Origin of the sequence: Halomonas sp. MCCC 1A11062 (genome assembly GCF_021404355.1) — a bacterium.
Classification (GTDB): domain Bacteria; phylum Pseudomonadota; class Gammaproteobacteria; order Pseudomonadales; family Halomonadaceae; genus Halomonas; species Halomonas aerodenitrificans.
Genome location: NZ_JABFTW010000025.1, coordinates 1 through 23,699 on the forward strand (window position 1 = coordinate 1; position 23,699 = coordinate 23,699).

Below are 23,699 nucleotides of genomic sequence, written 5' to 3' on the forward strand. Positions count from 1 at the left end.
CTCTGATTTCCACTGACTGCTCCTGGATCAACATCGCGGCGGCTCAAAAGCCACCATCTTCGCCCAAGGGGGTCAGATTTACCTCGGCGTCAGGGGGTCAGTTTTACATCGGCGGTGACATGCACGAGCGTCATGACGCCAGCGACTTCGAGACCAATACTCAGGACAAGCGTTAGCCCCGATCCTTTTCTTTCGAGAAAACCATGCAATCAAGACGCCTGGAACGGTGTGATCTGGAAGCCTGCGCGGCGCTCTTCGCGCAGGTGTTCTCCACCGCCCCCTGGAACGAGCCCTGGCATGCAGATGGCGCACTGGCGCGGCTCGAACACTTCTTCGAGTCGCCAGGTGCCGTGGGCGTAGTGGGGTTGGGTGAGAGTGAGGAGCTCGAGGGGTTTCTGCTGGGCAACCTCGAACCGTATCTGGATGGCAAGCTGTTCTACCTGCGGGAGATGTGCGTGGCCACGCATCGCCAGGGGCAAGGTATCGGCTCGCAGCTCTATGGGGTGCTCGAGGAAGCGTTGGCCACCAGAGATGTGCGTGCGGTGTACCTGGCCACGGGGCGGGACATCCCCGCGGCCCGCTTCTATCAGCAGCTCGGCTTTCGCTGCAGCGAAGGGATGGCCTTCTATGCCAAGGGTTTCAGGGGAGACTGAGCGCCTCGTCATCACGCCGCGCGAGACGGTTTTGACATGAGGGCGCGATTGGACTCCCCCGGGGAGCTCTGGCAAGCTGCATGCCCTTTTCAATTCGACAGCTTTTGAACCCGACGGTTTTAGACCCTACAGAGAGATCGCCATGAGCGCCTTGCCGAACTGCCCCGCCTGTCAATCCGAATACACCTACGAAGTGGCCGGCATGTACGCCTGCCCCGAGTGCGGCCACGAATGGTCCGTTCAGGTGGAGAGCGAGGCTGGCGACGGCAAGGTGGTGCGCGACGCCAACGGCAATGAGCTGCAGGACGGCGACAGTGTCACCGTGATCAAGGACCTCAAGGTCAAGGGCACTTCCTCGGTGGTCAAGGTGGGCACCAAGGTGAAGGGCATTCGCCTGGTAGAGGGCGATCACGACATCGACTGCAAGATCGACGGCTTCGGGCCGATGAAGCTGAAGTCGGAGTTCGTCAAGAAGGTGTGAGTATCGAAAGCATTACCGGTCATCTGATGGCACCAAGCCACACTGGCAACGGCCAGACAACCGAAAACAGGCCGAAGCGGGGCCGGGGCTCGGCTCCGCTTTTTTATCGTGGCCGATCAGGTGTGGCTGGGGGCGTCCGAAGCTTCCTGAGCGATCAGTGCATCGGCCAGTGCCCGTGAGGCGAGAGCGAACTCCACGCGTGCTGCGCTGAGTGCACTCAGGTCTTTGCAGGTGCCGTCTTGCTCGAGTCGGTCGAGCTGAATCTTGGCCAGGACCAGACGCTTGCAGAGAACCGCATTGCTTGACGCCTCTCCCCGCTCTTCCGACAGCTCGATCTGTGCATTGAGACTGTTCATGTTTTTCCCTACGTCATGCGATAGCAAAAAGCGCTTCGGCTCTTACGGTCGATCGTCGCTTGTTATGAATATCGTCCAAAACTGGGAAAACTGTAATTTTCGGTACATTCACACGAAATGGCTACCGGCCCGACAGGCGCGGTAGAGGTAAGAAGCTGCTGGCAGGATTACTGAATGGTGGTGACCATGACCGGCGCCACGCCCCGGTTCAGCATGCCGAGTTCGCGTGCCGCGCGCTTGGAGAGATCGATGATCCGCCCTTCGACGAAGGGGCCGCGATCGTTGATCAGGACCTCTACCTCTTGCCCGGTATCGGCCCGGGTGACGATCACCTTGGTACCGAGGGGAAGGCTGGGGTGGGCTGCGGTCAGTGCCTGCTGATCGAAGGGTTCACCGCTGGCCGTGGTGGCGCCCTGGAAGCGGTCGCTGTAGAAGGAGGCGATGCCTTCCTCCTGGACCTCAGGCTCGTGGGCAGAAGCGTGGGCTGCGAATACCGCCAACATCCCTGCCAGGCCACAAGCGAGCAACTTCTTTGGTAGAGCTCCCATGGTTTTACCTCGGGTTGATCGTGTTGGCGGTTATCGCTTCCATCGATGAGGTGCTGGTGAGCGTTATGGATAGTACCCGGCGTGGCACCATGAGGCAACCCACCAATTTCGCACTATTGCATGTTTGCAGAAGAAGGCTGCTTGATGGGCGGTGTTTGGCGATGTTGGCTGAAAGAGACAATTGCAGCACTGTGGCGCTCAGGCTCTCTGCTCCTGGCTGGCCCAGGTTGCGCTGCCGTCCGCCGCATGCAGAAGGCGCAGGTGGGGAACGCTGGCAGTTCGGTTGCGACCTGCTTCCTTGGCCATGTAAAGCCCCTCGTCGGCCTGCTGTACGAGGGTGGCGCGGTTGGCATCACGCACGGGCAGCAGTGAAGCGACGCCGATGCTGACGGTGACATGGGCTGCTACGGGAGAGTCGGGGAAAGGCAGGGCGCGCTCCGTCAGCATGGTATGGATGCGTTCGGCCATGAGGTTGGCGCCTTCGAGTGAGGTATGCGGCATCAGAACGACCATCTCCTCGCCACCATAGCGGGCCACCAGATCGCCAGGCCGAGCGGCGGCGGCCTTCAGTACGCTAGCCACTGCGCGCAGGCAGGTGTCGCCATGCTGATGGCCGTAACTGTCGTTGAAGCGCTTGAAGCAGTCGATGTCGATCATCAGCAGGCCGAGCGGCTGGCGTTCGCGTGCCGCCCGGCGCCACTCCAGCTTGAGTACCCGCTCGAATTCACGACGATTGGCAATGCCCAACAGACCGTCGCTGGCGGCTCGATGGGCGAGCTTGGCGTTGTGGGCCTCGAGGCGTTCGCGCTCGCGCAGCAGTCGAGCTTCTCGGGCACGATAGACCCGCTGCATGGGGATCAGGATCAGCGATACCGCCAGCACCATGCCGCTGGTGAAGGCAATGAGTGCCGTACCGGCGTGGAGTCTCTCGGCGATCTGGGTGTCGAGGAAGTGGGCAAGTGCGGGGAAGAGGCTGGCTTGGTCCGGCACCAGGCCTTGGATGGAGAGTGCGGCATCGAACAGCAGAGCAACCGCCAAGGCCAGGCCGGCTAGGCTGGGGGTATTGATCAGCGGAGACTGTGGCTTCATGCGCATGTTCGTCTCATCCCTGACTGCTGATGAAGGTATCTGTGAACAGGGCTCCGTTACTGCTTCGCTGCGAAAAAAAAGGGCCGCAGAGCGGCCCAAGTACGCAGGGAACTAAAGGATAGTGCTAACTCAATCGCAAAGCGTGCCTTCGACCGGTGGAAACCATAAGAGACTCGGCGGATTCCTTCCCGCATCCTGCCATGCCTTGGCAAGGAGCCTCCGGATACGTGGCCTGGATTGCCATTCGGGCCGCAGTATCGCTCTGTCGGTATAATAGCGAAAATAGTGCCATAATTCTTATTATTCATCTATAAACAATGGGTTATGGTTTTTTCTGGAAGGCGGAATACGGGAAGGTTCGGCTTTATGAGTCGACTTTTGCGCCGAAGTGTAGGTATATGGCGACACAAACTGAGCGATGTCATGAAAAAGCAATAAAAACAGCTATTTAAATGTCTCTTTTTGGAGACGGTTGGGCCGGTGTAGCTGGATCGTCAAGCGTCACCTGAGGGTTGACGGCTCGTGGGGGCGAGGGCGGTCGCTGGAAGCGCAATGCAAAGAGATATCGGCTCCATACGCAGGAGACGGGATCTCAAGGTTATGGCATCTTGAGGTTTTCGAACAGGGAGTAGCGAAATGGCGAGTGTCTTTTCCCGCATCATTCGAGGTGAATTGCCGGCTGAGTTCGTCTGGTCCGATGAGCGCTGTGTAGCGATCATGACCCTCAACCCCATGAAGCCAGGTCATCTGCTGGTCATTCCGCGCGAGGAGATCGACCACTGGGATGACATGCCGATAGACTTGAGCGCCCATCTCATGACGGTTTCGCAGAAGCTGGCCAAGGCGCTGAAACGAGCCTTTCCCTGCGAGCGGGTGGGCATGATGATCGTCGGCCTCGAAGTGCCCCATGTGCACCTGCATTTGGTGCCTATCGATGCCATGCAGGATATCCGGGTCGAAGGACTGCCCCAGGCAAGCTCCGAAGAGCTGGCCGAGAATGCCGATCGGATTCGTGGGGCCCTGGTTTGAAATGCGCACCGGGCTTTGTCGAGCGTGTAAGCATTGGCTTACACGCTGCTGCGTCAATGTCTGATACCGCTCCCTGGCCACTGCACTATCATGAATCCTTTGTCTAAGTCCGCCGTGCTTGCGGCGGGCCTTTGCCGGTCCAAGAGGCTGGCTCATGGAGGACAGGGTGCAAGAGATACAGCTGCTGGAGACCCGTCGCCAGTGGTACGCCGCTTACATTGATGGCAACGTCGGTCTGCTGGATCATATCGAGAGCGACGATTTCGTGCTGATCAATGAGGTGGGGCTGCTGGGTAAGCTGGATCAGCTCGGCAGCATTGCCGAGGCGGTGGCGGGTGGCAAGTGGTTCGCCCGCGGTAGTCGGGCCGAGGATGACATCGTCAAGTTGATGCCGTTCGGCGAACTGGTGTCCATCTACGGACAAGGGCGAGTCGTGGGAGATGCGCGAGCTCGCCCGAACCTCTTTTTCAGCGAGCTGTGGCAGAAGCTGGACGGTCAGTGGCGCGTGCTGTCACTGCATTTCACGCGTGCTGCCACGCAGCCGCTTTGAGGCCCGCCCGGCATGACAACGCCGACGGCTCTGCCGCCGGCGTTTCCACTCGTTCAATCTCGCTGAATGCAATTGGCATAGAAGCTCACGGTGGCGGGCCAGTCGGTGAAGATGCCGATAATACCGACGTCCTGCACCAAGGTGTCGAGGGTGATCAGTTTGTCGCCTTCGCGCCGGATGACCTCTTCCGTGGTCTGGTGATACCACTGCCCACCTTCCGCCAGCGGACCGGAGCGTTCCAGCGTCCAGGTGATCAGCTGCAGCCCCGCCTCCTGGGCTCGCTCGGCATACGTTGAGGGCACGATTCTGCTCTCGTTCTCGGTGAACTCCGGGTTGGCCGCCAATAGCATCCAGGTCGGCGGCGCCAGAATGCGCACGCCCCGTTCGGCCAGCTCCTCCATGCTCGGCGACCAGGTCTCGGGATCGGTATGGTCGAAGCCTTCATCGCCATAGCGACCGTCGAGGTAGACCGCCTGCTCGCCGAACTCGGGTTCGTGCTCGATCCAGTAGAGCACGTCATCCAGATTGAAGGACTGGGCGAAGACATCGCTTGGCGGTACGTCCGCCATCTTGTATTCGTCGATCAGCTTCTGGGCGTAGTCTTCCTGACTCATGCCGTTGAAGGGCATCTCCACCTCGGGCTCCTTGAGTTCCGGGGTCATCTTCACTCCCAGATCCTTGAACAGCGCGACGGTGTCGGCGTGGCTCATCAGGGTGCCACGCGTGGCGTAGAGATCGGTACGCCAGGCGGGCGTGCCAGCCAGATACTCCTCGATACTACGCGCTTCCCGATTGGCGCCTTCCATGGTGCCACGCAGCGTGCGGAACTCGGCCAGGGTAATGTCGCTGGTACAGCAGCGAATCTCGGCGGCATTGGTCAGTTCGCCGCTGTCGGGGTCGATCTCAGGCGGAACGCTGCACTTCTCGGCCAGCTTCGTCTCGACGATGTTGGTGGTGTAGTGCAGGTCGCATTGGGCATGGCGGCATACGAGTTCGTTGTCGCCGGTAAAGGTCACGTCGCACTCCACGATACCGGCACCGCCCTGAACGCCGGCCAGGTAGGATTCGAGCGTGTGCTCGGGAAACTGCAGCGGTGCGCCGCGATGGGAAATGACCAGGTCGTCCGGCTGCCAGTCGGTGTGCTGTGCGGCGCACTCCAGCAGTTCGGCCTTGAGCTCGCGCTCGCGTTCGGTCTCCTCGCTCATGTCGTTGACCAGGAACAGCGGCCGTGGGCCGAGCGTCACCTGACTGGCGGCTTCCAGTAGTGCATCGCTCCATGCGGGAACGTTCTCGTCAGTGTTCTGGGCCAACGCCGGGGCGGCGGCCAGCAGGCCCAGGCAGGCCAGGGTGGGGAGTGTCTTGTGCATGACGTATCTCGCTATCTTCCTTGTTGGCGTGGGCCACGGCTGTTGCCGCGACCAGACTTGAGCGTAGCCAGCTGCAACGGCATCTTCTAGCGCTCGGTGAGGGCCAGGCGCACCGCCAGCGCGAGAAAGCCTGCGGCGAAGCCCCGCCGTAGCCAGATGAGCACGCTCGGCCGTGCGATGACCTGCCGGCGTGCGGCGGCGGCACTGGCGCCATACAGCGTAAAGACGGCAAATGTCATCAGCATGAACAGCACGCTGAGTTCGAGCATCTGGGTCAGAGCCGCCTCGTCGGCAACGACGAACTGGGGCAGGAAGGCAAGAAAGAACAGCGTGAGCTTGGGATTGAGCAGGTTTAGCAGCACGCCGGTGCCGATCAATTTTCTGGCCGGCAAGGTGGGCAGAGCTGTCACTGGAAGCGGCTCATCCTCGGCTCTCAGTACGCTCCAGGCGATATATAACAGGTAGGCGATGCCCAGCAGCTTGAGCGCTTGGAAGGCTGTCGCGCTGGTGTGCAGCAGCGAGGCCAGCCCCGTAATGGCGGCGGCGATATGCGGCACTATCCCGAGCGTGCAGCCGAAGGCGGCGATGGTGCCGGCACGTGCGCCGTGGGTCAGACCCGTGGAGAGAGTGTAGAGCACGCCGGTGCCGGGAGAGGCGACGACGACGAGCGAGGTCAGGAGAAATTCCGGGTTCATGGGGCAGGCTCCGATGACGAATCCTCGTCATCGTGACGCTGAAAGACCCTGGCAATCTTGAACGAAATTGCAGCTCAGGACGGCTGCATGGCGCGTCGGTAACGGCCCGGGGGGAGACCGAGCTGGCGATTGAAGGCTCGGCTCATGTGACTCTGGTCAGCAAAGCCCGCAGCTAGGGCTGCCTGGCTTAGGGAGTGGCCGCCAGCGATCAGGTACCTGGCGATCTGCACGCGGCGTTGCACCAGGTAGGCATGCGGGGTGATGCCCAGAGCGCGAGAGAAACTGCGCAGCAACTGGTAACGGCTCAGGCCGGCCATATCGGCCAGTTCACCAAGACTGACAGACAGCTGTGGGGTATCGTCGAGGCGCTGGCGCACCTTGGCGATAGCGCCGGGAATGCGCGACTCGTGGCTGAGGGTACGAGAGCCATGGCGGGAAAAGGCGGCGCCAAGCAGTTTGCAGCTTTGCTCCTCCAAGGCCAGCGTCTCTTCTGGAGTGACTGTGAGCTGATCGAACAGCTCATTCATGAGCCGTCGCAGCAGGGGGTCATTGAGCGCAGGTTGCGTCAGCTCGGCACCTGTCAGGGTGTCACCCACCGCTTGGTGAACCAGAGCCGGATCGAAGTAGAGCATGTGCCAGCCCCGGCATGTGCCGTCGATGGGCGCGCCGTCATGCATTTCGCCCGGATTCACCGTGATGACGTCGCCAGCCAGCGCATCGACCCGGCCGATACCGCTCCAGGAGCGATGACCGCCAGAGACGATGAGTCCGATACCGTACTGATCATGAGAATGACGCGGAAAAGCGCGGCACGAGGCAAGGCTCATGGCTACTAGCCCGGCAAGCCCCGTGACGTACGTGGTCACGTGATGTCGCCTTTCGAGCATATTTCCTCCCGAGACCTTCTGTACCCGTTCGAGGATCTCTTGCATTGCCGCGCCGGCAGCGGCTATCTTCCTGAACGATACCAGCATTCAAGCCGATCAGCTGCTGTATCTCCTTGGTGGCATCGGCGGAGCGCTTGGCCAGCTTGCCAAGCGTGTCTTTTCGCCGCCCGTGGTGGCGGCAGTGCTGGTGGATTGGGTCAATTCGTTGGCCTTGGCAGTGTGAGAGGTGTTGTCTTTCACGGAATTGGCGACCTGCTCCATGCTGGTGGTGGTCTCCTGTAAGCTGGAGGCCTGTTCTTCGGTGCGCTGCGACAGGTCGGTGTTACCTGCAGCGATCTGGCTTGCCCCCGTTGCGATGCTGTCAGCCGATAGCTATATCGAAAGGATGAGTTGACGGAGTTGGTTCTGCATCTTTTCCAGCATTTGCAGCGTTTGGCCGATTTCGTCATGTGAGTCGACGCTTATCACGTTGTCGAGTTTGCCCTCTGCCATGCGTGCGAAGTAGCCCATCATTCGCTTCAGGGGGCGATCGATCGAGCGCGTGATCCACCAGCCCAAGCCACCCGCCAAGAGCAGAGCGACGAGAATGGCAGCGACGCTGATGGCTCTCATCCGTGTGAAGAAAATATAGGAAAAAGTCTTTCTAAGTAGCGTTTGTGCATAGAAAAACATGAGACGCTAGTTTTTAGCATCTCATGAGAAATTGGGGCGGTTTTTAAGAAATTATTTAGTCAGATTCTCTTTCATACTCACTCGTCGGTCCTTCGCAAAGGCGGCCTTCTAAATAGCATGAGATGGCTTCGCAGGCGAGTTTCCAATTGATGGCCTGCTCGGCCCAGGCACGCAGGACTTCGGCGTCGTAAGTGGCGGGGGAGTGGGTGGTGTGCTGCATGAGGCTGTCCTCCCTATGGCTTCCCACCCTCACAGCATAGATGCTTTTTGCTGCATCGCAGCATTAATATTGTAACCGAATCTGTTTCGTGCCGAAAACAAGCGCTACTCCATAAAGCAAAGCACCCCATCCGGACTAGCCGAATGGGGTGAGTTGGCTGCTTCGCGGGGGTCAGCGCTGGACGTTTTCCTCGAACAGCTCGGCTTTGGCCTCACGCATGACGTTCTCGCATGCGGCCTGGTGGGCGAGCTGAGTGAGCAGGCTCTGGGTCACCGCGAACCCCTTGCCCAGGCAGGTATCCACGTCTTCGCGGCTTACTGCGGGAGTGACTTCATATTCGATCTTGATCGTTCTACCGTTACCATCCAGCTTGTCTGCCATGTGGCGAATGAGCCAGGCAAGGCGCTCACGCCAGCCCGTTGTTTCCTCTGCTCCTTCATTGACGCTGAACGTGCACCGCCATTCAGGTTTGTAGACTCGCATGAGTACCTCCTGTGCTGGCTTGATTAGGAATGATCGATCGTGATGTTCGCTCCGCTTCTTTGACCAAAACTACGCTACGAGCATAACAAACTTGTACTCGTCTTTCACGAGCTGTGCCGATTCGCTACGCTTGCATGCTATACGAATCGCACCCCGTCTTCATAGCGAAACAGCTGCTCGGCACGCTAATTAGCTATCGGCGGCACAGGTGAAAACTTGAGTGAGCGCTCGAAGTGGCTGGTCAAGGTGGGGGTGGGGGCTCACGAGAGACAGGAGCGATCCCGCGCTCCTGGCTATCGAGGCCGGGTCATGCGTTGGGCGTCTCAGCGTTGCTGTCGCGCTCCATCGAACAGCTCGGCCTTGGCATCGCGCATGATGTTCTCGCAGGCTGCCTGCTGGGCCAGCTGATTGAGCAGAGAGTGTGTGACTTCGAAGCCCTTGACCAGGCAGGTGTCGATCTCCTCGGCCGTCACCTCAGGTTCGATATGGCATTCGATCGTCACCGTACGGCCCTTGCCGTCGAACCTGTCGGCCCAGCGCCGTAGGCGCCAAGCGAGTCGCTCGCGCCAGCTCGAGGCCGCGCCAGGGGCTTCGTTCACGGTGAAGTTGCAGTGCCACTCCGGCTTGTAGATTTTCATGAGAACCTCCCGTTCCGGCTGGGAACATCCCGCTGTTTCTCCCTGTTTCCGTCCGTGACGGTCGGGACGCCCGTACCTTCAGCATAGAAGCTATGGGCGATTGGGACAGGTAAGCGAGTGTGTAAGCCGGAAAGGCCTCGTGTCATTCCAGGCTGAGATGCGCATTGGACCAATGGCCTCTCTCTGTCCATGGTTAGGGTATCGGCCAATTTCACACTTCATGGATGGAAACGTGAACAAGTTAGCTCGGCGTGTCGTCATCACGACGGGGGCTGTGCTGCTGGTGCTGGTGGGGGCAGTCCTATATCTCGAATCCGCCTGGTTTCGTGGCTGGCTGGAGAGTCAGGCCAGTGAACAGCTGGGGCGCGATGTGGAAATCGGTGGCCATGGCATCGACTGGGGGCTACCGCTGACCCTGCGGCTCGATGACGTGCGCGTTGCCAATGCGCCTTGGGCCGAGGGGCCAATGGCAAGCCTCGATGAGCTGTCGGTAACCCTCGACGTGGGTGCCCTGCTGGGCGGTGAAATCGTACTGGAGCGAGTCGCCGTGGTGCGGCCCGAGGTACGGCTGTTACGTCGCGAAGACGGCACCACCAACATCGACGACCTGATGGAAGAGGAGCCGACCGAGGAGCAGGAGATCGCGCTCTGGCCCGAGGCGTTCAGCATCGACCAGGGCCGCTTGGTCTATCGCGATCAGGGCCAGCGGATCGCTCTCGATGTTGCGTTCGATACGCCCGGTGAGAGCTTCGAGGAATTGAGCGTGGACGTTCGCGGTGAAGGCCATGTTCAGGGTGAGATGGCCATTTTCCAGGGCTTGCTGCATCTCGAGCTAGAGGAGCGCCGCGGCAGCCTCGAAGCCTTCCAGGGCCGCCTCGGCGACAGCCGTCTGCGCGGTGCCCTAGCGCTGGATCTGGGACGTGACGTGCCGCGTCTGATGGCCGATCTGGAAGCCGACACGCTCGATCTGAACCGCTGGACCGAGGCATTGACGGATGGCGCAGCGCCCCTCGAGCGTGAAACGGCAGAGCAGGACCCTCCGCTTGCCCAGCGACTGGAGATACTGCACACCTTCGAGGCCGAGGCCGACTTGACCATCGGCCGACTGCAGATCGGCGAACGGGCTTTTCATGATGTCGCTTTCGAGGCTGCGCTGCGGGATGGTCGGCTCGCCATCGAGCGGATGCAGGCGAGAGAGCCGCTGGATGATGGCAACGAACGGCGGCTGGCACTGCAAGGCCGCGTGCAAGCGGAGGACGATGCCGAGGCCGCGCTGATAGAGCGAGCGCGGCTGCATTACCGGGACACGGCTCAGCAGATCGATCTGGAAGCGATCTTCGAGGCGCCCGACGAGCCCGGCGAGGGGCAGCGCCTCAGGATGCGTGGCGAAGGCCGGCTGCAGGAGGACCCTCTGGACTTCGAGGGTCTGCTGTATCTCGACGTAGAGGCGTTGCGCGGCGGGGTCGAAGGCCTGGAAGCGAACATCGCCGAGAGTCGTTTGGAGGGTAGCTTGGCATTCGACCTGGGGCGCGAGACGCCATGGCTGATGGTCGAGCTGGAAGGCGATGCGCTCGATCTGGATCGCTGGGGTCTGTTCGAGCAGCCTCCTCCAGAGGAGGCGCCTCGAGAGGCAGCGCCGCCAGCAGAGGGGCCGCCAGCAGAGGGAGAGTGGGATCAAGGCCTCGCTCGCGCGCTGGCGGGGCTGGACGAATTCGACGCCGAACTCGATTTGGCTCTCGGGCAGCTTCACTACGCCGGCCAGACCCTGCACGATCTGGCCGCCGAGGCGGCGTTGGAAGACGGGCGGCTTACCATTACCCGGCTGCAGGCACTGCAGCAGCTAGGCGACGAACAGCCGCGCTCGCTCAACGTGCAGGGTTGGCTCGAGGTCGAGGAGCAGCGTCTGGTCGCGGATCTAAAGGCTCAGTTGGAGCAAATCGATCTGACCGCGGCGCTTGCGCCGTTCGGTATCGGCGAGGTGGGCATGCTCGAGGGTGATCTCAACACCCGAATCGTCGATGGCGGGCTGCTGCTCGAGAACACCGCGCTGGATTACCATGCTCCGCATTGGGGGCTGGTGCTCTCATTCCGCGCCGATACCCGCACGGAAGGGGTCGAGGGGCATCGGGTGCATCTGGTCGGCGAAGGCAGCTACGAACAGGAGCCGTTCGCCTTCGACCTGCTGATCGGGCCGCTGCTGGATCTCACCGACCCCGGTACGCCCTACCCCGTCTCCGGTGAGCTGGCCAGCGGCGACACCCGGCTGTGGATCGATGGCAGTGCGGTACAGCCCTTCGCACTGGAGTCGATAGAGGGCAGTGCCCGGCTGGAAGGGCCAAGCCCGGCAGAGCTCACCGACCTCACGGGGATCAACCTGCCGGAGCTGCCGCCTTATCGGGTGTCCGGCTACGTGCGTTATCAGGACGATCTGCTCAATATCGATGGGCTCGAGGGCGGCTTCGGCGACAGCGACGTGAGCGGTGACGTACGCCTGCGCTTCGGTGAGCGCCCTCAACTGTGGGCCACGCTGGTTTCCCAGCGGCTGGAGGCGGACGATCTGCTGCCGATGCTGGGTATCTCGCCGGAAACGGGGCCGGGGGAAACCGCCTCACCCGAGCAGGAACAGTGGGCGGCACAAGAAGAGCGCGCCGAGATGGTGTTTCCCGACCGCGAGTGGGATCTCGAAGCGCTGCGCAACACCGATATCGTGCTCGCCTACGAAGCGGTCGACGTTCAGGCGGAGCACATACCGTTCGAGCAGCTGGCGCTATCCCTGGAGCTGGAGCAGGGCGTGATGACTGTGGAGCCGCTGCAAGTCGGCCTCGGTGGCGGGCAGGTCAGAGCATCCTGGGTGATGGATGCTCGCCAGGCCGCCATCGAGGGGAATCTGCAGCTGGCGATGGATGGGGTCAACCTCAGTGTCCTGCTGGATGAGGCGGGCTTGCCCGAGGTGGCCCGCGACACCCTGGGCGTGATCGGCGGACGCGGCGATTTCCGCTATCGTGGACGCTCCATGCATGAGGCCATGGCCGGGCTCGACGGCGAACTCGAGCTGGCCATGGCCCAGGGCTGGCTCGACATTATTGCCGCCGAGCTGCTGCCGCTCAACGTGGCCAACGCGCTGGTGGCGGCGCTAACGGGTGAAGATCAGGTGCAGCTCGAATGCACCTACGTGCGCTTCGTCGCCGAGCACGGCCTGGCCGACCTGGACGAATTCTTCATGGCCACCGAGATCGCTCACTTCGAGGGGGCGGGCGCCATCAACCTGGAGACGGAGCGCATGGATCTGGCCTTTCAGGGGCACAACATCGACCCGACTCTGTTCACCGGAAACTCACCGGTAGAGCTGCAGGGGTCGTTGCGCGACCCCGAAGTGAACGTGATCACCCAGGAGCTGATTGCCCGTGGTGCGCTCTCACTGCTGGGCGCCATCGTCGCGCCGCCCCTGGCGATCCTGCCATGGGTCGACCCCGGCGGTGGCGAGCAGGTCGGAATGGGCTGTGAACGGGCGCTGGCGGAGTTCCAGGAGTGAAGCCGTTGGCTCACTGCGCCTCGTGCCAGGCCTCGTGACCGCAGCTGAGGCAGTGGAAGAGCGCTTCGAAGCCGCTGCGAGTATCCGCCGAGTGGCGCAGCGTGCCTTTCTGGTAGGTAAAGGAGCGCAGCGAGCAGACCGGGCAGCGGATCTCCTCGTACCGCAGGCGGCGGGGCAGGTCATCCGGTGCCTGTTCCGCTGACGGAGCGCCCGCATCGCGCAAGCCGTCGAGCTCCGCGTACAGGGTTTGCGCCAGGCGCTGAGCCTCTTCCGCCTGCGCGGGAGCGGCCAGCTCGGCCAAGCGTTCGATGCCTCTCTTCAAGGCGGTCAGGCGTGGTGCGATGTCGGCCATTGGGCTCTCCTGCGTCGTAACCCAGTTCTTTTATCAGCATAACCCGGACTTGCGGATATGACAGGTCGTGCCGACGAACTCGCCCGTGCAGCCATTTGTTAGCCACCTGGTCCGTACTCCAGACACCGCTCCCCCATCTCCGGCCCCTGCAACAGCGCTCTGTTGAGATCACGTAGCGCACTGCGCAATCCCTCCTCCAGCACCGGATGGTAATACGGCATTTCGAGCATGCGCTCTACCCCCATCTTCTGCTCCAGCGCCCAGGCAAGCAGATGGGCGAGATGTTCCACGCGTGGGCCGAACAGCTCGGCGCCGAGGAACTGCCCCGAGCCGTGCTCGGCGTACAGGCGCATCATGCCGCGGTTCTGGCGCATCACCACGGCTCGCCCCTGGTCCTCGAAGGAGGCGCCGCCCTCGGCGATGCCGTCACAGCCGAAGCGCTGCCGCGCCTCGTCGCGACTCAGGCCCACCGTGGCCATCTGGGGATCGGTGAAGGCGATCGACAGTGCAGTGCTGCGCCGGCCTGCGCGACGCTCGGGATAACGTCCGGCATTGTGGCCGGCAATGCGCCCCTGCTGATTGGCCTCGTGCAGCAGCGGTAGTTCCTGGCTGGCGTCGCCGGCAATGAACACATGGCTGGCCTCGCCGTCGGCGCGCTGGCACTGCATGGTGAAGCGGTTGTAGAGGGGCACGCCTTCGCCGTTCAACGCCAGACCGGCGTTTTCCAGCGCCAGGTTGTCGAGGTTGGGGCGTCGCCCGGTGGCTGCCAGCAGATAGTCGAAGCGCTCGGTCAGGTGTCGGTCGCTGCCGCGCTCGCGAAAGGTAACTACCACCTGCTCACCGTCGCGCTCGATGGTGTCGACGTCGGCTGCCGGATCGAGATAGAACTCCTCATTGAAGATTCGCTCGGCGTAGTCGCGGATTGCCGGATCCTGGAACGGTCCGAGTGAGCCGCTCTTGCCGAATAAGCGCAGGCGCACGCCCAGGCGGCTCAGCGCCTGACCCAGCTCCAGGCCGACGATGCCGGCGCCGAACACGGCGAGCGACTCAGGCAGCGTTTGCCATTCGAATACTGCATCGCTATCGATCAGGCGGTCGCCGGCTGGTTCGAAGACGCCAGGGGCATGGGGGCGCGAGCCGGTCGCGATGACGATGGTGCGTGCCCGCACGCGCAGGTCATTGCCCACACGCAGCGTGTTGGCATCCTCGAAGCGGGCGTTCCCCACGAGCAGGTTGGCGGGTTCGATCCGACGCATGGAGTCGAGCACGCTGTCGACGAAGGCGTCGCGCTCGTCTCTGACTCGTGCCATGACGGCCCGGTCGTCGATGTCGATGCTGCCGACCCGGATGCCGAAGCCAGCGGCATTCCCAGCTTGATGCGCGCTCTCCGCCGCCGCGATGAGCAGCTTCGAAGGCATGCAGCCCACTCGGGCACAGGTGGTGCCGGGCTCACCGCCTTCGATCAGCACCACCTCGTCGTGATACTGCCGGGCCGCTTGCCACGCGCTCAGGCCAGCGGTGCCGGCCCCGATGATGGCGATCTCGACGTTGCGTTCCTGCATGACCTTCTCTCCCTGGCACGGTTTTCGCTCGAATTGGCTACCTCAAGCCTAGTCGGTGCGTGCCGGTAAGGGTCAATGCAGGCGCTTCTCTACTCAGGACTTGCGGTTGTGGCTGGGCTTGTTCTTCTGGCTGGTAGAAGCCATTTTCTCGAGTTCCGCCTCGTCCATGGACTCGTACATCTGTTTCGATGCGCCTTCGAGTTCACTCACTTTCTTCTCTCCGCGCTTGGCGGCAAGTGCTGCACCGGCAGCCATTTGCTGCGCCTGTGATTTGGCTGGCATGGGCTTGCTCCTTTTCGCCGACCGTAACGTCAATTCAAGCGGTCCGATCCAATGGCACGCTTATCACAGAATTTAGTCGGTGTTTGAGAATCCTTCCGTTTCAACCTGTTACATGTTTCTGCCGTCAGTATTCGAATACGGCGTTCGCTAATCTCGCCACTTGTCCGGTAAATCGTGTCAGCAACTAGGATTGAAGCGTTAATAACTAAAATACGGATACTTGAAGTTGCAAAACTCCTTTGACTGGTCGTGGCGGGCATGATATCTGAACCCTCAAGAAGAATAAGATAGCGACCTGGCGTGAGTGAAGTCGGTATTAAGGAAGCGCTGAACAAATCGACGAGCGAGATGAAGCACAAGGCGCACGGAGCACAGGAACCGGAGCCTATGAGGTATAGGTGAGGATTCCGAGCACCGCGCAACGCAGTGGTTCGTTCGCGCAGGCATTTTGTGCAGTGTTTCCTCAAGGGACCACCGTTGGAAACGTGACGGGTAACCCCGTCGTATGCTGCAAGGAAGGAGTTGCATGCGCCAGCTCGTTTTTCATGGCCGGTCCCAGGGGGCGGCCAGTCAGGTTTGTCACGACGACGTCACCGGCCTGGTCACTCGCCGCTGCGCCGAGCGCCAACTCGCCGCGGCGCTGGTTCAGGCCGCTGAGCGGGAAGCCGGCGTAGCCGTATTGCATGTCGATGTCGATCACCTGAAGGAGATCAACCACTCGCTGGGGCGTCCCGTGGGCGATGCCTGCCTGCGACTCATGGCGCAGCGCATCGTCGAGACCGTCGACAGCCGCGGCAGCGTGAGCCGGATGGACAGCGATGAGCTGATGATCGAGCTGCCGGGGATCGCGAGTCTGGATGACGTGATACCGCTGGTGGAGAGGCTGCTGGAACATATCCGTCGGCCGCTCGAGGTTTCCGGCCAGGTGCTTTTCTCGAGCTGTTGCATCGGCCTTGCCCTCTATCCCGACCACGGCGTTACCGTCACCGAGCTGATGCGCCACGCCAACCTGGCCAGGCGCAAGGCGCAGACCCGGGGCGCTTCGCAGTACTGTGTCTTCTCGCCGAGTCTGCTCGAAGACGACACTGACCGTGTACAACTGCGCTGTGACCTTCGCCATGCCCTGGAGCGGGGAGAAATGGCGTTGGTCTACCGACCCTTGATCTGTGCGCGTAGCGGCCAGGTCGTGGCGATCTCGGCCCAGCCGCGATGGAATTCACCGCGCTTCGGCGTGTTGGAGCTGTCCAAATGGACACCGGCAGCCCGCGACAATGGCCAACTGACCGACATCTGTCATTGGGTGCTGAAGCACGCCTGCCTGCATGCCCGCTCCTGGTACGAAGCCGGCTCTGGCCTCCGGGTATTGGTTGGCGTGCCGGCCGAAGGCATGACGGACGAAGGGCTGATCGAGCGTGTCGAACAGGCTTTGGCCGAGAGCTGCCTGCCCCCAGGGCTGCTCGAGATCGAGCTGACCGAGGGCGGTTTGATGCGCGACCCCCACCACGCCAGCAGGGTGCTCGGAAAGCTTCAGACCATGGGCGTCCGCCTTGCCATCGACGGCTTCGGCAGCGGTCATTCCATTCTCGGTCATCTCGGCCTGTTTCCCCTCGATACGCTCAAACTAGATTCACTGTTCATCAACGACTGCCTCGACAATCCGCGCCATCAGGCGATCATTCGCTCGGTCATCGGTATGGCCCACGAGCTGGGGATCCGCGTGGCGGCGAGCGGGGTCAGCTCGCGCCAGCAGGTGGATTTCCTGCGTGAGCAGGGCTGCGACCTGCTGCAGGGAAGTCTGTGGTCACGCATGGAGTACAGCGACCCGATGGCGTAAGCGTCCTGGGGCTAGCCGGGCAGCGGCGAGGCAAAGGCGAGTTGCGGTAAAGCCGCTTTCGACCGACGATGACATCTCGTTTCCCGAGCCAGCCTTGAAAGGAGCCGCCATGCCTATCGTCACCATTCAGCAATTTCCCCGCGACCTGACCCAGAAACGCGAACTGGCCGAGCGCATCACCCAGGCGTTCGTCGAGGTCTATGGCGTTGCGGAGGAGAGCGTTCAGGTCTTCTACAACGAAGTGGATAGCGAGAACTGGGCCAAGGCGGGCAAGATGGGCTGCGATCGTCAACAGGGACAAGGCTGAGGCCAAGGAGGCATACATGCGACTTCAGCACGCTACCTGGCAGGAGGTCGAGGCCTACCTGGCACGCGAAACCGGCATCATCGTGCCGATCGGCTCCACCGAACAGCATGGCCCCAACGGTCTGGTGGGGACCGACGCCATCTGCCCGGAAACTGTCGCCTGGGAGGTCGGCGAGCGTCACGGCGTGCTAGTCGCGCCGACCCAGAACCTGGGCATGGCCCAGCATCACCTGGCCTTTCCGGGCACCATCAGCCTGCGCCCCAGCACGCTGATCGCCGTGTTGCGTGACACCGTGCAGTCGTTGTCGCGGCATGGCTTCACCCACGTCTTCTTCCTCAACGGCCACGGCGGCAACATCGCCACCATGAGTGCGGCCTTCGCCGAGATCTATGCCGAACGGAGCTTGCAGCAGGCACAAGGCAACGAGCTGCATCTCACCACCTGCAACTGGTTCATCGGACCGCGCGTGCGGGAACTGGCCGAGGCGCTCTACGGTGATGCGGAGGGCACCCATGCCACCGCTTCGGAGGTCGCGCTCTCCTGGTTCGCTCGTCCTGAAGCGGTGAAGCAGGTGGAGATGTCGCCACGTATCGCCCCTCGCGGCAGCGCCCAGTGCGACGCTGACGAATTCCGCCGCCGCTTTCCCGACGGCCGCATGGGCTCGGACCCGAGCCTGGCCAGCGTCGAACACGGCAAGCGTTTCTTCGAAGCCAGCGTGGACGATGTGTGGGAGGCCTACCAGACGTTCAGCGGCCGGGAGTGAGGGTCGATATGCTGCGCGTGGCCTCTACCCTGGTTGGCATCTATGGCCTCGTGGTGCTGTTGGCCTGGTTCTTTCAGGAGCGCCTGCTCTACCTGCCACACGTGGGGCGCGAGCATGTCGCCACGCCGGCCGAGCGCGGGCTGGGGTGGGAGCAGGTCGAGCTGCAGACCGCCGATGGCCTGCTGCTGGATGCCTGGTGGATACCCGTCGAAGATGCTCGCGGCAAGCTGCTGTTCTTCCACGGCAACGCCGGTAACATCTCGCATCGTCTCGACTCGATCCAGCAGTTCCACCGCCTGGGTCTGTCGGTGCTGATTCTCGACTATCGCGGCTACGGCCGTAGCGAAGGACGCCCATCCGAAGAGGGCACGGCGCAGGATGCCAGGGCCGGCTGGCGCTGGCTGACCGAGCAGCAGGGGGCAACTGCCGACGAGATCGTGCTGTTCGGCCGCTCGCTGGGAGCGGCGGTGGCGGCCGAACTGGCGGCCTCGCTGGCGCCGCAGGGGCAGCCGGCAGCGGTGATTCTCGAGTCGCCGTTTCGCTCGGTGCCGGCACTGGGCCAGCAGCTCTATCCCTTCCTGCCGGTACGCTGGCTGGCAACGCTGGATTATCCCACCGAGCGTTATGTCACCCGTATCGAGTCGCCGCTGCTGGTCATCCACAGCCGCGACGACGAAATCATCCCTTTCTCCGAGGGTGAAGCGGTTTATCGGGCGGCCAACGAGCCCAGGGAACTGCTCACCATTCGCGGTGGCCACAACACCGGCTTCGTCGACAGTGAGCCGGAATATTCTGCAGGTATCGATGCTTTTCTCGAGCGTTATACCGACCTGTCACGCTGACTCACCGCTCTGATTTAAAGTTAATGAAAACAGCGTGATAGGTGATCCTGTATGCTGTGGTGACATTAAAACAACGTCATGAAAAGTAACGCTTCTTGTCGTGCGATTGCGCCAGGTAAGTGGCTTGTCGCAGCGCCCGAAGGTGCGAATTGACAGGCTTTCCACGGGTACTATTTTTCGAGTGTCAGCCAAGCAATGAGCCTGCACCGGATTGTTGGCTCAAAGCCCGATTCGCGGGCTGGTCATATCTGACAAAACAGGGAGGTGGCGAATGAGCGATACCCATAGCCGTGCGAGTTCGGACGGCCGCGCAAGCTCGGAGGCAAGCGTGGGCAATGCAAGTGTGGGCAATGGAAGCGGCCAGTCCGGCATTGACCGTGAGGAGATTCGTCAGCAGGCAGCGGAAGTAGGCGATGAGCTGCGCGAAGCTGCCCAGCAGCAGGCGGAGAGTCTGCTTGACCGCCAGAAAGCCGCGGCAGTCGATCAGGCGGAGAGATTCACGACCGTACTGCACAAGATGGCCGACGAGTTCGAGCGCCAGGAGCAACCCTATTTTTCGGGCTGTGTCAGCGAGCTGGCCAAGCGCTCCGACGCCTTTACCCGCAACCTGCGCGAGCGCGACCTGACGACCCTGCTGGAGCAGACCCGCGATTACGGCCGTCAACACCCCGCCCTGTTTCTGGGCGGTGCGGTCGCAGCCGGCTTCATGCTTTCCCGCTTTCTGCGTAGCTCCAGCCAGGACGACATGCGCAACCACTAGCCCTCGGGACAGCCCTCACTTCAGCCGAGTGAACAAGGGAGGCGACACCTCATGGATGTGGAAAACCCCATTGGTGCAAAAAACAGGGTACGGACGGAGGAATCCTCGATCGGCGTTCTCTTCTCCAGCCTGGCGCGGGAAGTGACTGCGCTCGTGCGCAAGGAATCCGAGCTGGCCAAGGTGGAGATGAGCGAGAAGACCCATCAGGCCATGGGTGCCATCGCATCCATCGCCATTGCCGGGGCGGTACTGCTATGCGGCTTTCTGGTCCTGCTGGCCGCCGCGGTGTTCGGGCTCAATACCGTGCTCCCCCCTGAAACCACCCCGTGGCTCTCTGCGCTCATCGTGGGCGGGGTCGTGGTGGTGATCGGACTCATCATGCTGCAGGCGGGGCGCAAGAAGCTCCAGCGCGAAAGCCTGATGCCGACCCGTACGCTGGCCAGTCTGCGGCGCGACAAGGCGCTGGCTCAGCAGCATGAAGAGACGGTGAAGGAGGAGCTGAAATGAGCCAGGAGGGTCGGCGCCGTGCCGACGAGATAGAGAGCGAGATCCACCAGGCGCGGGCGCGTCTGGATGAGACTCTTCATCAACTCGAAGCGAGACTTTCTCCCGAGCAGCTTATGAACATGACCTACGATTATCTCCGTCGTGGCGGAGCCGAGCGGATCATCACGAGCCTGGGGCACCGCCTCAAGGAGACCCCTCTGCCGGTGATGGTGACCGGTATCGGCCTTGGCTGGCTGGTGCTGGCCCAGCGCAAGTCCCACGCGCATCACCACGAGGCGTTGCCGCAGCAGGGCGGCTACCCGGGTGCCACCTTGCCCAGTGCCTCGATGCCCAGTGCTTCGATGGCATCATATGACGGCCGCGAAACCGTCAGCGGGGCTGGCACCACCACCCTGGGACACGACCCGGCGGCGCTGGGGGCCACACCCCAGCACGGCACCGTGGCCGATGACAGCGGCAGCGGCATGACACGCAAGGCGCAGCAGATGGCCGAGAGCATGCGTGAGCGCGCCGAGCACGCTGGCGGCCGGGTCAAGGAGCGCATGCATCATATGAACGACCAGATGCGTGAGCGCGCCGCTCATCTCGACGAGCAGCGTCATGCGGCCATGGACGCCGCCTCGTACCGTACACGCGAGGTTGGCAGCCAGACCATCCACTTCGTGCAGGAGCATCCGCTGGTGGCGGGTGCGCTGGGCGTGGCCGTCGGTGCGGTGCTGGGCAGCCTGTTCGCACCGACACGGGTAGAGAACCGCCACCTGGGCGAGATGCGCGACCGGGCGGTGCAGCGTGCCGAAGAGGCCGGTCAGGAGCAGGCCGAGCGGGCCCAGGAGAAGCTGCACGAAGGCGTGGACCGGGTGAAGGAGGAGCTCCGCGAACACGCGCAGGATGCGTCCCAGAGCCGGGAAAGCCACTCCTCGAACGCAGCCAGCTACTCCTCTAACGCAGCCAGCTATGTAGAGAACCCTTCCAGCGAAGAGCGTTTCGCCAAGGCGGGCTCGACGGCGAAAGGCAGCTCGGCCAGCCGTCAGGGCGAAGCGCAGAAGGGCGGAAGTACCCCGCCCGCCAAGGAGAGCTGAAGCTCCACCCTTTTACGCAGCAGAGCAGTCAGGCAGACAGTGCCTTGCCGCGCTACACCCCAGGGGTGGCGCGGCTTTTTTCATGCCTAGGCGTCGATCTCGGCGTTGTGGAACACGTTCTGTACGTCGTCCAGGTCGTTGAGCGCGTCGAGCAGCTTCTCGAACATGGCCACGTCGTCGCCTGCGATGGCGGTGGTGGTCTGCGGCACGAACTGGATCTCGTCGGTCTCGAACTCCAGCTCACCGAAGGCATCGATCAGCGCCTGCTTGGCCTTGGCGTACTCGGTATGCGGGGCGAAGACGGTGATGTGGCCTTCCTCGTTCTCGATGTCGGTGACGTCGACATCGGCTTCCATCAGGGCCTCCAGCGCCGCTTCCTCGTCGTCGCCGGCGTAGGCGAGGATGGCGCAGTGATCGAACATGTGGCTGACGCTGCCCGGCGTGCCGAGCTTGCTCTTGGCCTTGTTGAAGCAGGCGCGCACGTCGCCGAAGGTGCGGTTGGGATTGTCGGTCAGACAATCGACGATGACCATGCAGTTGCCCGGGCCGAAGCCCTCGTAGCGCGCCGGCGAGTAATCTTCGCCGCCCACGCCGCTGGCCTTGTCCAGCGCCTTCTCGATCACGTGGCTGGGTACCTGGTCCTTCTTGGCGCGTTCCATCAGGCCGCGCAGCGTCAGGTTACCGTTGGGGTCGGTGCCGCCCTGCTTGGCGCAGACGTAGATCTCGCGTCCGTACTTGCTGTACACCTTGGTCTTGGCGGCGGCCGTCTTGGCCATGGATTCCTTGCGGTTCTGAAAGGCCCTGCCCATAGCGTTATCCTGTCGAATCGGGTACGAGGCTGGATTTTACGAAACCGGCCCGGCAGGGAACAGCCCTATTTGGTCTTCGTGGCTCGGGTGTGATGCGGATCATGTCTACACTGTCGGCATTGCACCCTTGGAGGAGGCGTCTCCATGGACCACCTTCAGTACCGTCATGCCCTGGCCGCACAGCGCGAGGCCAGCGAACTGGCCTTTGCCGACAGCGAGTTCGAGGCCCGGCAGACCCGCGTGCGCAACGCCATGGACGAGGCCGGTCTGGATGCGCTGCTGCTGACGGACCCGGCCGACATCTACTACCTGACCGGCTACAACACCTTCGAGGTATCGGTGCACGCTTGCCTGGTCTGCTCACCCGAGCGGCTGACGCTGCAGGTGCCTTCCATCGAGACCGGGCCGGCGGTGGTCACCGCGCGGGTAGACGAACTGCTGGGCTACCGCTGGGAGGGAATCGGCGAGGTAATCGAGCCGCTGGCCGACACCTTGGCGCCGTTTCGCGCCATCGGCCTGGACCTGTACGGGGCAGGGCTGCGACACGGCGTGCTGCGCGAACTCCAGGCGCGGCTGGGCGCCGAGCGTTTTCGCGACGACGGCGGCGAGCTGCTCGACCGCATTCGTATCGTCAAGAGCGAAGCGGAGCTCGGCTGCCTGCGCGAAAGCGCCCGTATCACCTCGCTGGGGCTGAAGGCGGCTGCCCGGGTTGCCGCCATCGGCATGCTGGATGGCGACGTGGCCGCCGAGGGCGCACGCGCCATGCTGGCCGCTGGCAGCGAGTTCATGAGCATGCAGCCCATTGTCACCGTCGGGCCTCGCAGCAGCGTGATTCACCTGAACCACCAGCGCCATCGCATCGCCCCCGGCGAGCCGGTCTTCATGGAGTTCGGCGCCGCCTACCGGCGCTATACCGCACCGATGATGAAGACACTCGTCGCGGGCACGCCCAGTCAGGAGATGCTGATGACGGCGGAACTCTGTCGTGACCTGTTCGAGGCGCTCAGGGTGAAGATGCGCCCCGGCAATACGTTCGACGATGCCGCGCGGGCCGCCGCGGCGGTGCTTGCGCCTCACACCGAACGGGTCTTCTTCTCGGGGGTCTTCGGTTACGCCGTGGGGGCGCAGTTTCCACCCAGCTGGGTGGAGGGGAGCGGTTATATCGCGTGCGGCCAGCAGCGCGAGTTCGAGGCCGACATGGTCTTCCATCTGCCGCTGTGCCTGCGCATACCCGGCCAGTGGGGCATCGGCCTCAGCGACACCGTACGCGTCACGTCGCAGGGGGCCGAGCCCCTGACCGACAACGACTGGCAGCTCGAGAGCGGTGTGCTCTGAACGGGAGAGGCGCCGTACGAGCGCTATACTCAAGGAGGCACACGGCGAGCCAGTCGTTTGGTGTTTC

The 23,699-nt window shown here is 62.5% G+C and carries 28 protein-coding genes; 13 read left to right on the top strand and 15 right to left on the bottom strand.

The window, feature by feature from the left end:
• The first annotated feature begins 203 nt into the window (after nt 1–203).
• Together HOP58_RS19365 and HOP58_RS19370 are read left to right on the top strand one after the other, a co-directional pair.
• Nucleotides 204–653 (top strand): GNAT family N-acetyltransferase, encoded by a 450-nt coding sequence (locus tag HOP58_RS19365; RefSeq protein ID WP_010629938.1) that lies wholly within the window; start codon nt 204–206, stop codon nt 651–653.
• Between the two features lie 142 nt (nt 654–795).
• Nucleotides 796–1,134, top strand: a complete 339-nt coding sequence (locus tag HOP58_RS19370; RefSeq protein WP_010629937.1) for a zinc ribbon domain-containing protein YjdM — start codon at nt 796–798, stop codon at nt 1,132–1,134.
• 116 nt (nt 1,135–1,250) lie between these two features.
• On the opposite strand, the gene HOP58_RS19375 is transcribed toward HOP58_RS19370, so the two are convergent.
• From HOP58_RS19375 to HOP58_RS19385, 3 genes are all read right to left on the bottom strand, one after another.
• Nucleotides 1,251–1,490 (bottom strand): hypothetical protein, encoded by a 240-nt coding sequence (locus tag HOP58_RS19375; RefSeq protein WP_010629936.1) that lies wholly within the window; start codon nt 1,488–1,490, stop codon nt 1,251–1,253.
• Nucleotides 1,491–1,657: 167 nt separating this feature from the next.
• Nucleotides 1,658–2,038, bottom strand: coding sequence for a septal ring lytic transglycosylase RlpA family protein (locus HOP58_RS19380; RefSeq protein WP_026038304.1), 381 nt, complete (start codon nt 2,036–2,038; stop codon nt 1,658–1,660).
• A 198-nt stretch (nt 2,039–2,236) separates the two neighbouring features.
• Entirely contained in the window at nt 2,237–3,127 is an 891-nt protein-coding gene (locus tag HOP58_RS19385; protein WP_158409670.1) for a diguanylate cyclase, read from the bottom strand.
• A gap of 636 nt (nt 3,128–3,763) precedes the next feature.
• Between HOP58_RS19385 and HOP58_RS19390 the strand changes: the two genes are divergently transcribed.
• Nucleotides 3,764–4,156 carry an HIT family protein gene (locus HOP58_RS19390; protein WP_234261263.1) on the top strand — a complete coding sequence of 131 codons (393 nt, stop codon included), beginning with the start codon at nt 3,764–3,766 and terminating at the stop codon, nt 4,154–4,156.
• Nucleotides 4,157–4,322: 166 nt separating this feature from the next.
• Entirely contained in the window at nt 4,323–4,706 is a 384-nt protein-coding gene (locus HOP58_RS19395; RefSeq protein ID WP_158409669.1) for a nuclear transport factor 2 family protein, read from the top strand.
• Between the two features lie 53 nt (nt 4,707–4,759).
• Here the strand turns inward: HOP58_RS19395 and HOP58_RS19400 are convergent, their stop codons facing one another.
• The 8 genes from HOP58_RS19400 to HOP58_RS19435 form a co-directional block, all read right to left on the bottom strand.
• Complete coding sequence (locus HOP58_RS19400; protein WP_234261264.1) at nt 4,760–6,073, bottom strand: glycerophosphodiester phosphodiesterase family protein; 1,314 nt, start codon at nt 6,071–6,073, stop codon at nt 4,760–4,762.
• Between the two features lie 86 nt (nt 6,074–6,159).
• A complete protein-coding gene (locus HOP58_RS19405; RefSeq protein WP_010629930.1) occupies nt 6,160–6,768 on the bottom strand; it encodes a LysE family translocator in 609 nt (202 codons plus the stop codon).
• 74 nt (nt 6,769–6,842) lie between these two features.
• Nucleotides 6,843–7,700, bottom strand: a complete 858-nt coding sequence (locus tag HOP58_RS19410; RefSeq protein WP_234261265.1) for an AraC family transcriptional regulator — start codon at nt 7,698–7,700, stop codon at nt 6,843–6,845.
• A gap of 51 nt (nt 7,701–7,751) precedes the next feature.
• Complete coding sequence (locus HOP58_RS19415; RefSeq protein ID WP_234261266.1) at nt 7,752–7,916, bottom strand: hypothetical protein; 165 nt, start codon at nt 7,914–7,916, stop codon at nt 7,752–7,754.
• A 111-nt stretch (nt 7,917–8,027) separates the two neighbouring features.
• Nucleotides 8,028–8,327: a methyl-accepting chemotaxis protein gene (locus HOP58_RS19420; protein WP_234261267.1), complete on the bottom strand. Its 300-nt coding sequence runs from the start codon at nt 8,325–8,327 to the stop codon at nt 8,028–8,030.
• 55 nt (nt 8,328–8,382) lie between these two features.
• On the bottom strand, nt 8,383–8,547 hold the full coding sequence (locus HOP58_RS19425) for a hypothetical protein (RefSeq protein WP_234252526.1): 165 nt from the start codon (nt 8,545–8,547) through the stop codon (nt 8,383–8,385).
• A 171-nt stretch (nt 8,548–8,718) separates the two neighbouring features.
• Nucleotides 8,719–9,030 (bottom strand): hypothetical protein, encoded by a 312-nt coding sequence (locus tag HOP58_RS19430; protein ID WP_234252527.1) that lies wholly within the window; start codon nt 9,028–9,030, stop codon nt 8,719–8,721.
• A gap of 323 nt (nt 9,031–9,353) precedes the next feature.
• Nucleotides 9,354–9,668 carry a hypothetical protein gene (locus HOP58_RS19435; RefSeq protein WP_010629926.1) on the bottom strand — a complete coding sequence of 105 codons (315 nt, stop codon included), beginning with the start codon at nt 9,666–9,668 and terminating at the stop codon, nt 9,354–9,356.
• 232 nt (nt 9,669–9,900) lie between these two features.
• On the opposite strand from HOP58_RS19435, the gene HOP58_RS19440 reads away from it, so the two are divergent.
• A complete protein-coding gene (locus HOP58_RS19440) occupies nt 9,901–13,200 on the top strand; it encodes an AsmA family protein (protein ID WP_234261268.1) in 3,300 nt (1,099 codons plus the stop codon).
• A gap of 10 nt (nt 13,201–13,210) precedes the next feature.
• Here the strand turns inward: HOP58_RS19440 and HOP58_RS19445 are convergent, their stop codons facing one another.
• The 3 genes from HOP58_RS19445 to HOP58_RS19455 form a co-directional block, all read right to left on the bottom strand.
• Nucleotides 13,211–13,552 carry a hypothetical protein gene (locus HOP58_RS19445; RefSeq protein ID WP_010629924.1) on the bottom strand — a complete coding sequence of 114 codons (342 nt, stop codon included), beginning with the start codon at nt 13,550–13,552 and terminating at the stop codon, nt 13,211–13,213.
• A 98-nt stretch (nt 13,553–13,650) separates the two neighbouring features.
• Nucleotides 13,651–15,114: a dihydrolipoyl dehydrogenase gene (locus tag HOP58_RS19450; RefSeq protein WP_234261269.1), complete on the bottom strand. Its 1,464-nt coding sequence runs from the start codon at nt 15,112–15,114 to the stop codon at nt 13,651–13,653.
• A 93-nt stretch (nt 15,115–15,207) separates the two neighbouring features.
• Nucleotides 15,208–15,396, bottom strand: a complete 189-nt coding sequence (locus tag HOP58_RS19455; protein ID WP_010629922.1) for a DUF3008 family protein — start codon at nt 15,394–15,396, stop codon at nt 15,208–15,210.
• Nucleotides 15,397–15,922: 526 nt separating this feature from the next.
• Here HOP58_RS19455 and HOP58_RS19460 point away from each other — a divergent pair.
• From HOP58_RS19460 to HOP58_RS19490, 7 genes are all read left to right on the top strand, one after another.
• Nucleotides 15,923–17,230 carry a bifunctional diguanylate cyclase/phosphodiesterase gene (locus HOP58_RS19460; RefSeq protein ID WP_234261270.1) on the top strand — a complete coding sequence of 436 codons (1,308 nt, stop codon included), beginning with the start codon at nt 15,923–15,925 and terminating at the stop codon, nt 17,228–17,230.
• Between the two features lie 109 nt (nt 17,231–17,339).
• Complete coding sequence (locus HOP58_RS19465; protein ID WP_234261271.1) at nt 17,340–17,537, top strand: 4-oxalocrotonate tautomerase family protein; 198 nt, start codon at nt 17,340–17,342, stop codon at nt 17,535–17,537.
• A 16-nt stretch (nt 17,538–17,553) separates the two neighbouring features.
• Complete coding sequence (locus tag HOP58_RS19470; RefSeq protein WP_234261272.1) at nt 17,554–18,300, top strand: creatininase family protein; 747 nt, start codon at nt 17,554–17,556, stop codon at nt 18,298–18,300.
• Between the two features lie 8 nt (nt 18,301–18,308).
• Nucleotides 18,309–19,142, top strand: a complete 834-nt coding sequence (locus HOP58_RS19475; protein ID WP_234261273.1) for an alpha/beta hydrolase — start codon at nt 18,309–18,311, stop codon at nt 19,140–19,142.
• A gap of 271 nt (nt 19,143–19,413) precedes the next feature.
• A complete protein-coding gene (locus HOP58_RS19480; RefSeq protein ID WP_234261274.1) occupies nt 19,414–19,902 on the top strand; it encodes a hypothetical protein in 489 nt (162 codons plus the stop codon).
• 51 nt (nt 19,903–19,953) lie between these two features.
• The gene (locus HOP58_RS19485) at nt 19,954–20,409 is read left to right on the top strand and encodes a phage holin family protein (protein WP_010629916.1); all 456 of its coding nucleotides are present in this window, start codon (nt 19,954–19,956) and stop codon (nt 20,407–20,409) included.
• Nucleotides 20,406–21,488, top strand: coding sequence for a DUF3618 domain-containing protein (locus HOP58_RS19490; protein WP_234261275.1), 1,083 nt, complete (start codon nt 20,406–20,408; stop codon nt 21,486–21,488). Before HOP58_RS19485 ends, HOP58_RS19490 begins: the two co-directional genes overlap by 4 nt.
• Nucleotides 21,489–21,574: 86 nt before the next feature.
• Here the strand turns inward: HOP58_RS19490 and HOP58_RS19495 are convergent, their stop codons facing one another.
• The gene (locus tag HOP58_RS19495; protein WP_010629914.1) at nt 21,575–22,297 is read right to left on the bottom strand and encodes a YebC/PmpR family DNA-binding transcriptional regulator; all 723 of its coding nucleotides are present in this window, start codon (nt 22,295–22,297) and stop codon (nt 21,575–21,577) included.
• Between the two features lie 144 nt (nt 22,298–22,441).
• On the opposite strand from HOP58_RS19495, the gene HOP58_RS19500 reads away from it, so the two are divergent.
• Entirely contained in the window at nt 22,442–23,632 is a 1,191-nt protein-coding gene (locus HOP58_RS19500; RefSeq protein ID WP_234261276.1) for a Xaa-Pro peptidase family protein, read from the top strand.
• Nucleotides 23,633–23,699 lie beyond the last annotated feature (67 nt).

Excerpts from the sequence above, each read along its gene's own strand:
- HOP58_RS19365 (WP_010629938.1), top strand. The coding sequence starts at position 204 with ATGCAATCAAGACGCCTGGAACGGTGTGATCTGGAAGCCTGCGCGGCG.
- HOP58_RS19390 (WP_234261263.1), top strand. The coding sequence starts at position 3,764 with ATGGCGAGTGTCTTTTCCCGCATCATTCGAGGTGAATTGCCGGCTGAG.
- HOP58_RS19400 (WP_234261264.1), bottom strand. The coding sequence starts at position 6,073 with ATGCACAAGACACTCCCCACCCTGGCCTGCCTGGGCCTGCTGGCCGCC.
- HOP58_RS19425 (WP_234252526.1), bottom strand. The coding sequence starts at position 8,547 with ATGCAGCACACCACCCACTCCCCCGCCACTTACGACGCCGAAGTCCTG.
- HOP58_RS19470 (WP_234261272.1), top strand. The coding sequence starts at position 17,554 with ATGCGACTTCAGCACGCTACCTGGCAGGAGGTCGAGGCCTACCTGGCA.
- HOP58_RS19460 (WP_234261270.1), top strand. The coding sequence starts at position 15,923 with ATGCGCCAGCTCGTTTTTCATGGCCGGTCCCAGGGGGCGGCCAGTCAG.
- HOP58_RS19380 (WP_026038304.1), bottom strand. The coding sequence starts at position 2,038 with ATGGGAGCTCTACCAAAGAAGTTGCTCGCTTGTGGCCTGGCAGGGATG.
- HOP58_RS19375 (WP_010629936.1), bottom strand. The coding sequence starts at position 1,490 with ATGAACAGTCTCAATGCACAGATCGAGCTGTCGGAAGAGCGGGGAGAG.
- HOP58_RS19415 (WP_234261266.1), bottom strand. The coding sequence starts at position 7,916 with ATGGAGCAGGTCGCCAATTCCGTGAAAGACAACACCTCTCACACTGCC.
- HOP58_RS19485 (WP_010629916.1), top strand. The coding sequence starts at position 19,954 with ATGGATGTGGAAAACCCCATTGGTGCAAAAAACAGGGTACGGACGGAG.
- HOP58_RS19435 (WP_010629926.1), bottom strand. The coding sequence starts at position 9,668 with ATGAAAATCTACAAGCCGGAGTGGCACTGCAACTTCACCGTGAACGAA.
- HOP58_RS19420 (WP_234261267.1), bottom strand. The coding sequence starts at position 8,327 with ATGTTTTTCTATGCACAAACGCTACTTAGAAAGACTTTTTCCTATATT.
- HOP58_RS19475 (WP_234261273.1), top strand. The coding sequence starts at position 18,309 with ATGCTGCGCGTGGCCTCTACCCTGGTTGGCATCTATGGCCTCGTGGTG.
- HOP58_RS19370 (WP_010629937.1), top strand. The coding sequence starts at position 796 with ATGAGCGCCTTGCCGAACTGCCCCGCCTGTCAATCCGAATACACCTAC.
- HOP58_RS19450 (WP_234261269.1), bottom strand. The coding sequence starts at position 15,114 with ATGCAGGAACGCAACGTCGAGATCGCCATCATCGGGGCCGGCACCGCT.
- HOP58_RS19445 (WP_010629924.1), bottom strand. The coding sequence starts at position 13,552 with ATGGCCGACATCGCACCACGCCTGACCGCCTTGAAGAGAGGCATCGAA.
- HOP58_RS19465 (WP_234261271.1), top strand. The coding sequence starts at position 17,340 with ATGCCTATCGTCACCATTCAGCAATTTCCCCGCGACCTGACCCAGAAA.
- HOP58_RS19500 (WP_234261276.1), top strand. The coding sequence starts at position 22,442 with ATGGACCACCTTCAGTACCGTCATGCCCTGGCCGCACAGCGCGAGGCC.
- HOP58_RS19410 (WP_234261265.1), bottom strand. The coding sequence starts at position 7,700 with ATGCAAGAGATCCTCGAACGGGTACAGAAGGTCTCGGGAGGAAATATG.
- HOP58_RS19490 (WP_234261275.1), top strand. The coding sequence starts at position 20,406 with ATGAGCCAGGAGGGTCGGCGCCGTGCCGACGAGATAGAGAGCGAGATC.
- HOP58_RS19455 (WP_010629922.1), bottom strand. The coding sequence starts at position 15,396 with ATGCCAGCCAAATCACAGGCGCAGCAAATGGCTGCCGGTGCAGCACTT.
- HOP58_RS19385 (WP_158409670.1), bottom strand. The coding sequence starts at position 3,127 with ATGAAGCCACAGTCTCCGCTGATCAATACCCCCAGCCTAGCCGGCCTG.
- HOP58_RS19480 (WP_234261274.1), top strand. The coding sequence starts at position 19,414 with ATGAGCGATACCCATAGCCGTGCGAGTTCGGACGGCCGCGCAAGCTCG.
- HOP58_RS19430 (WP_234252527.1), bottom strand. The coding sequence starts at position 9,030 with ATGCGAGTCTACAAACCTGAATGGCGGTGCACGTTCAGCGTCAATGAA.
- HOP58_RS19495 (WP_010629914.1), bottom strand. The coding sequence starts at position 22,297 with ATGGGCAGGGCCTTTCAGAACCGCAAGGAATCCATGGCCAAGACGGCC.
- HOP58_RS19405 (WP_010629930.1), bottom strand. The coding sequence starts at position 6,768 with ATGAACCCGGAATTTCTCCTGACCTCGCTCGTCGTCGTCGCCTCTCCC.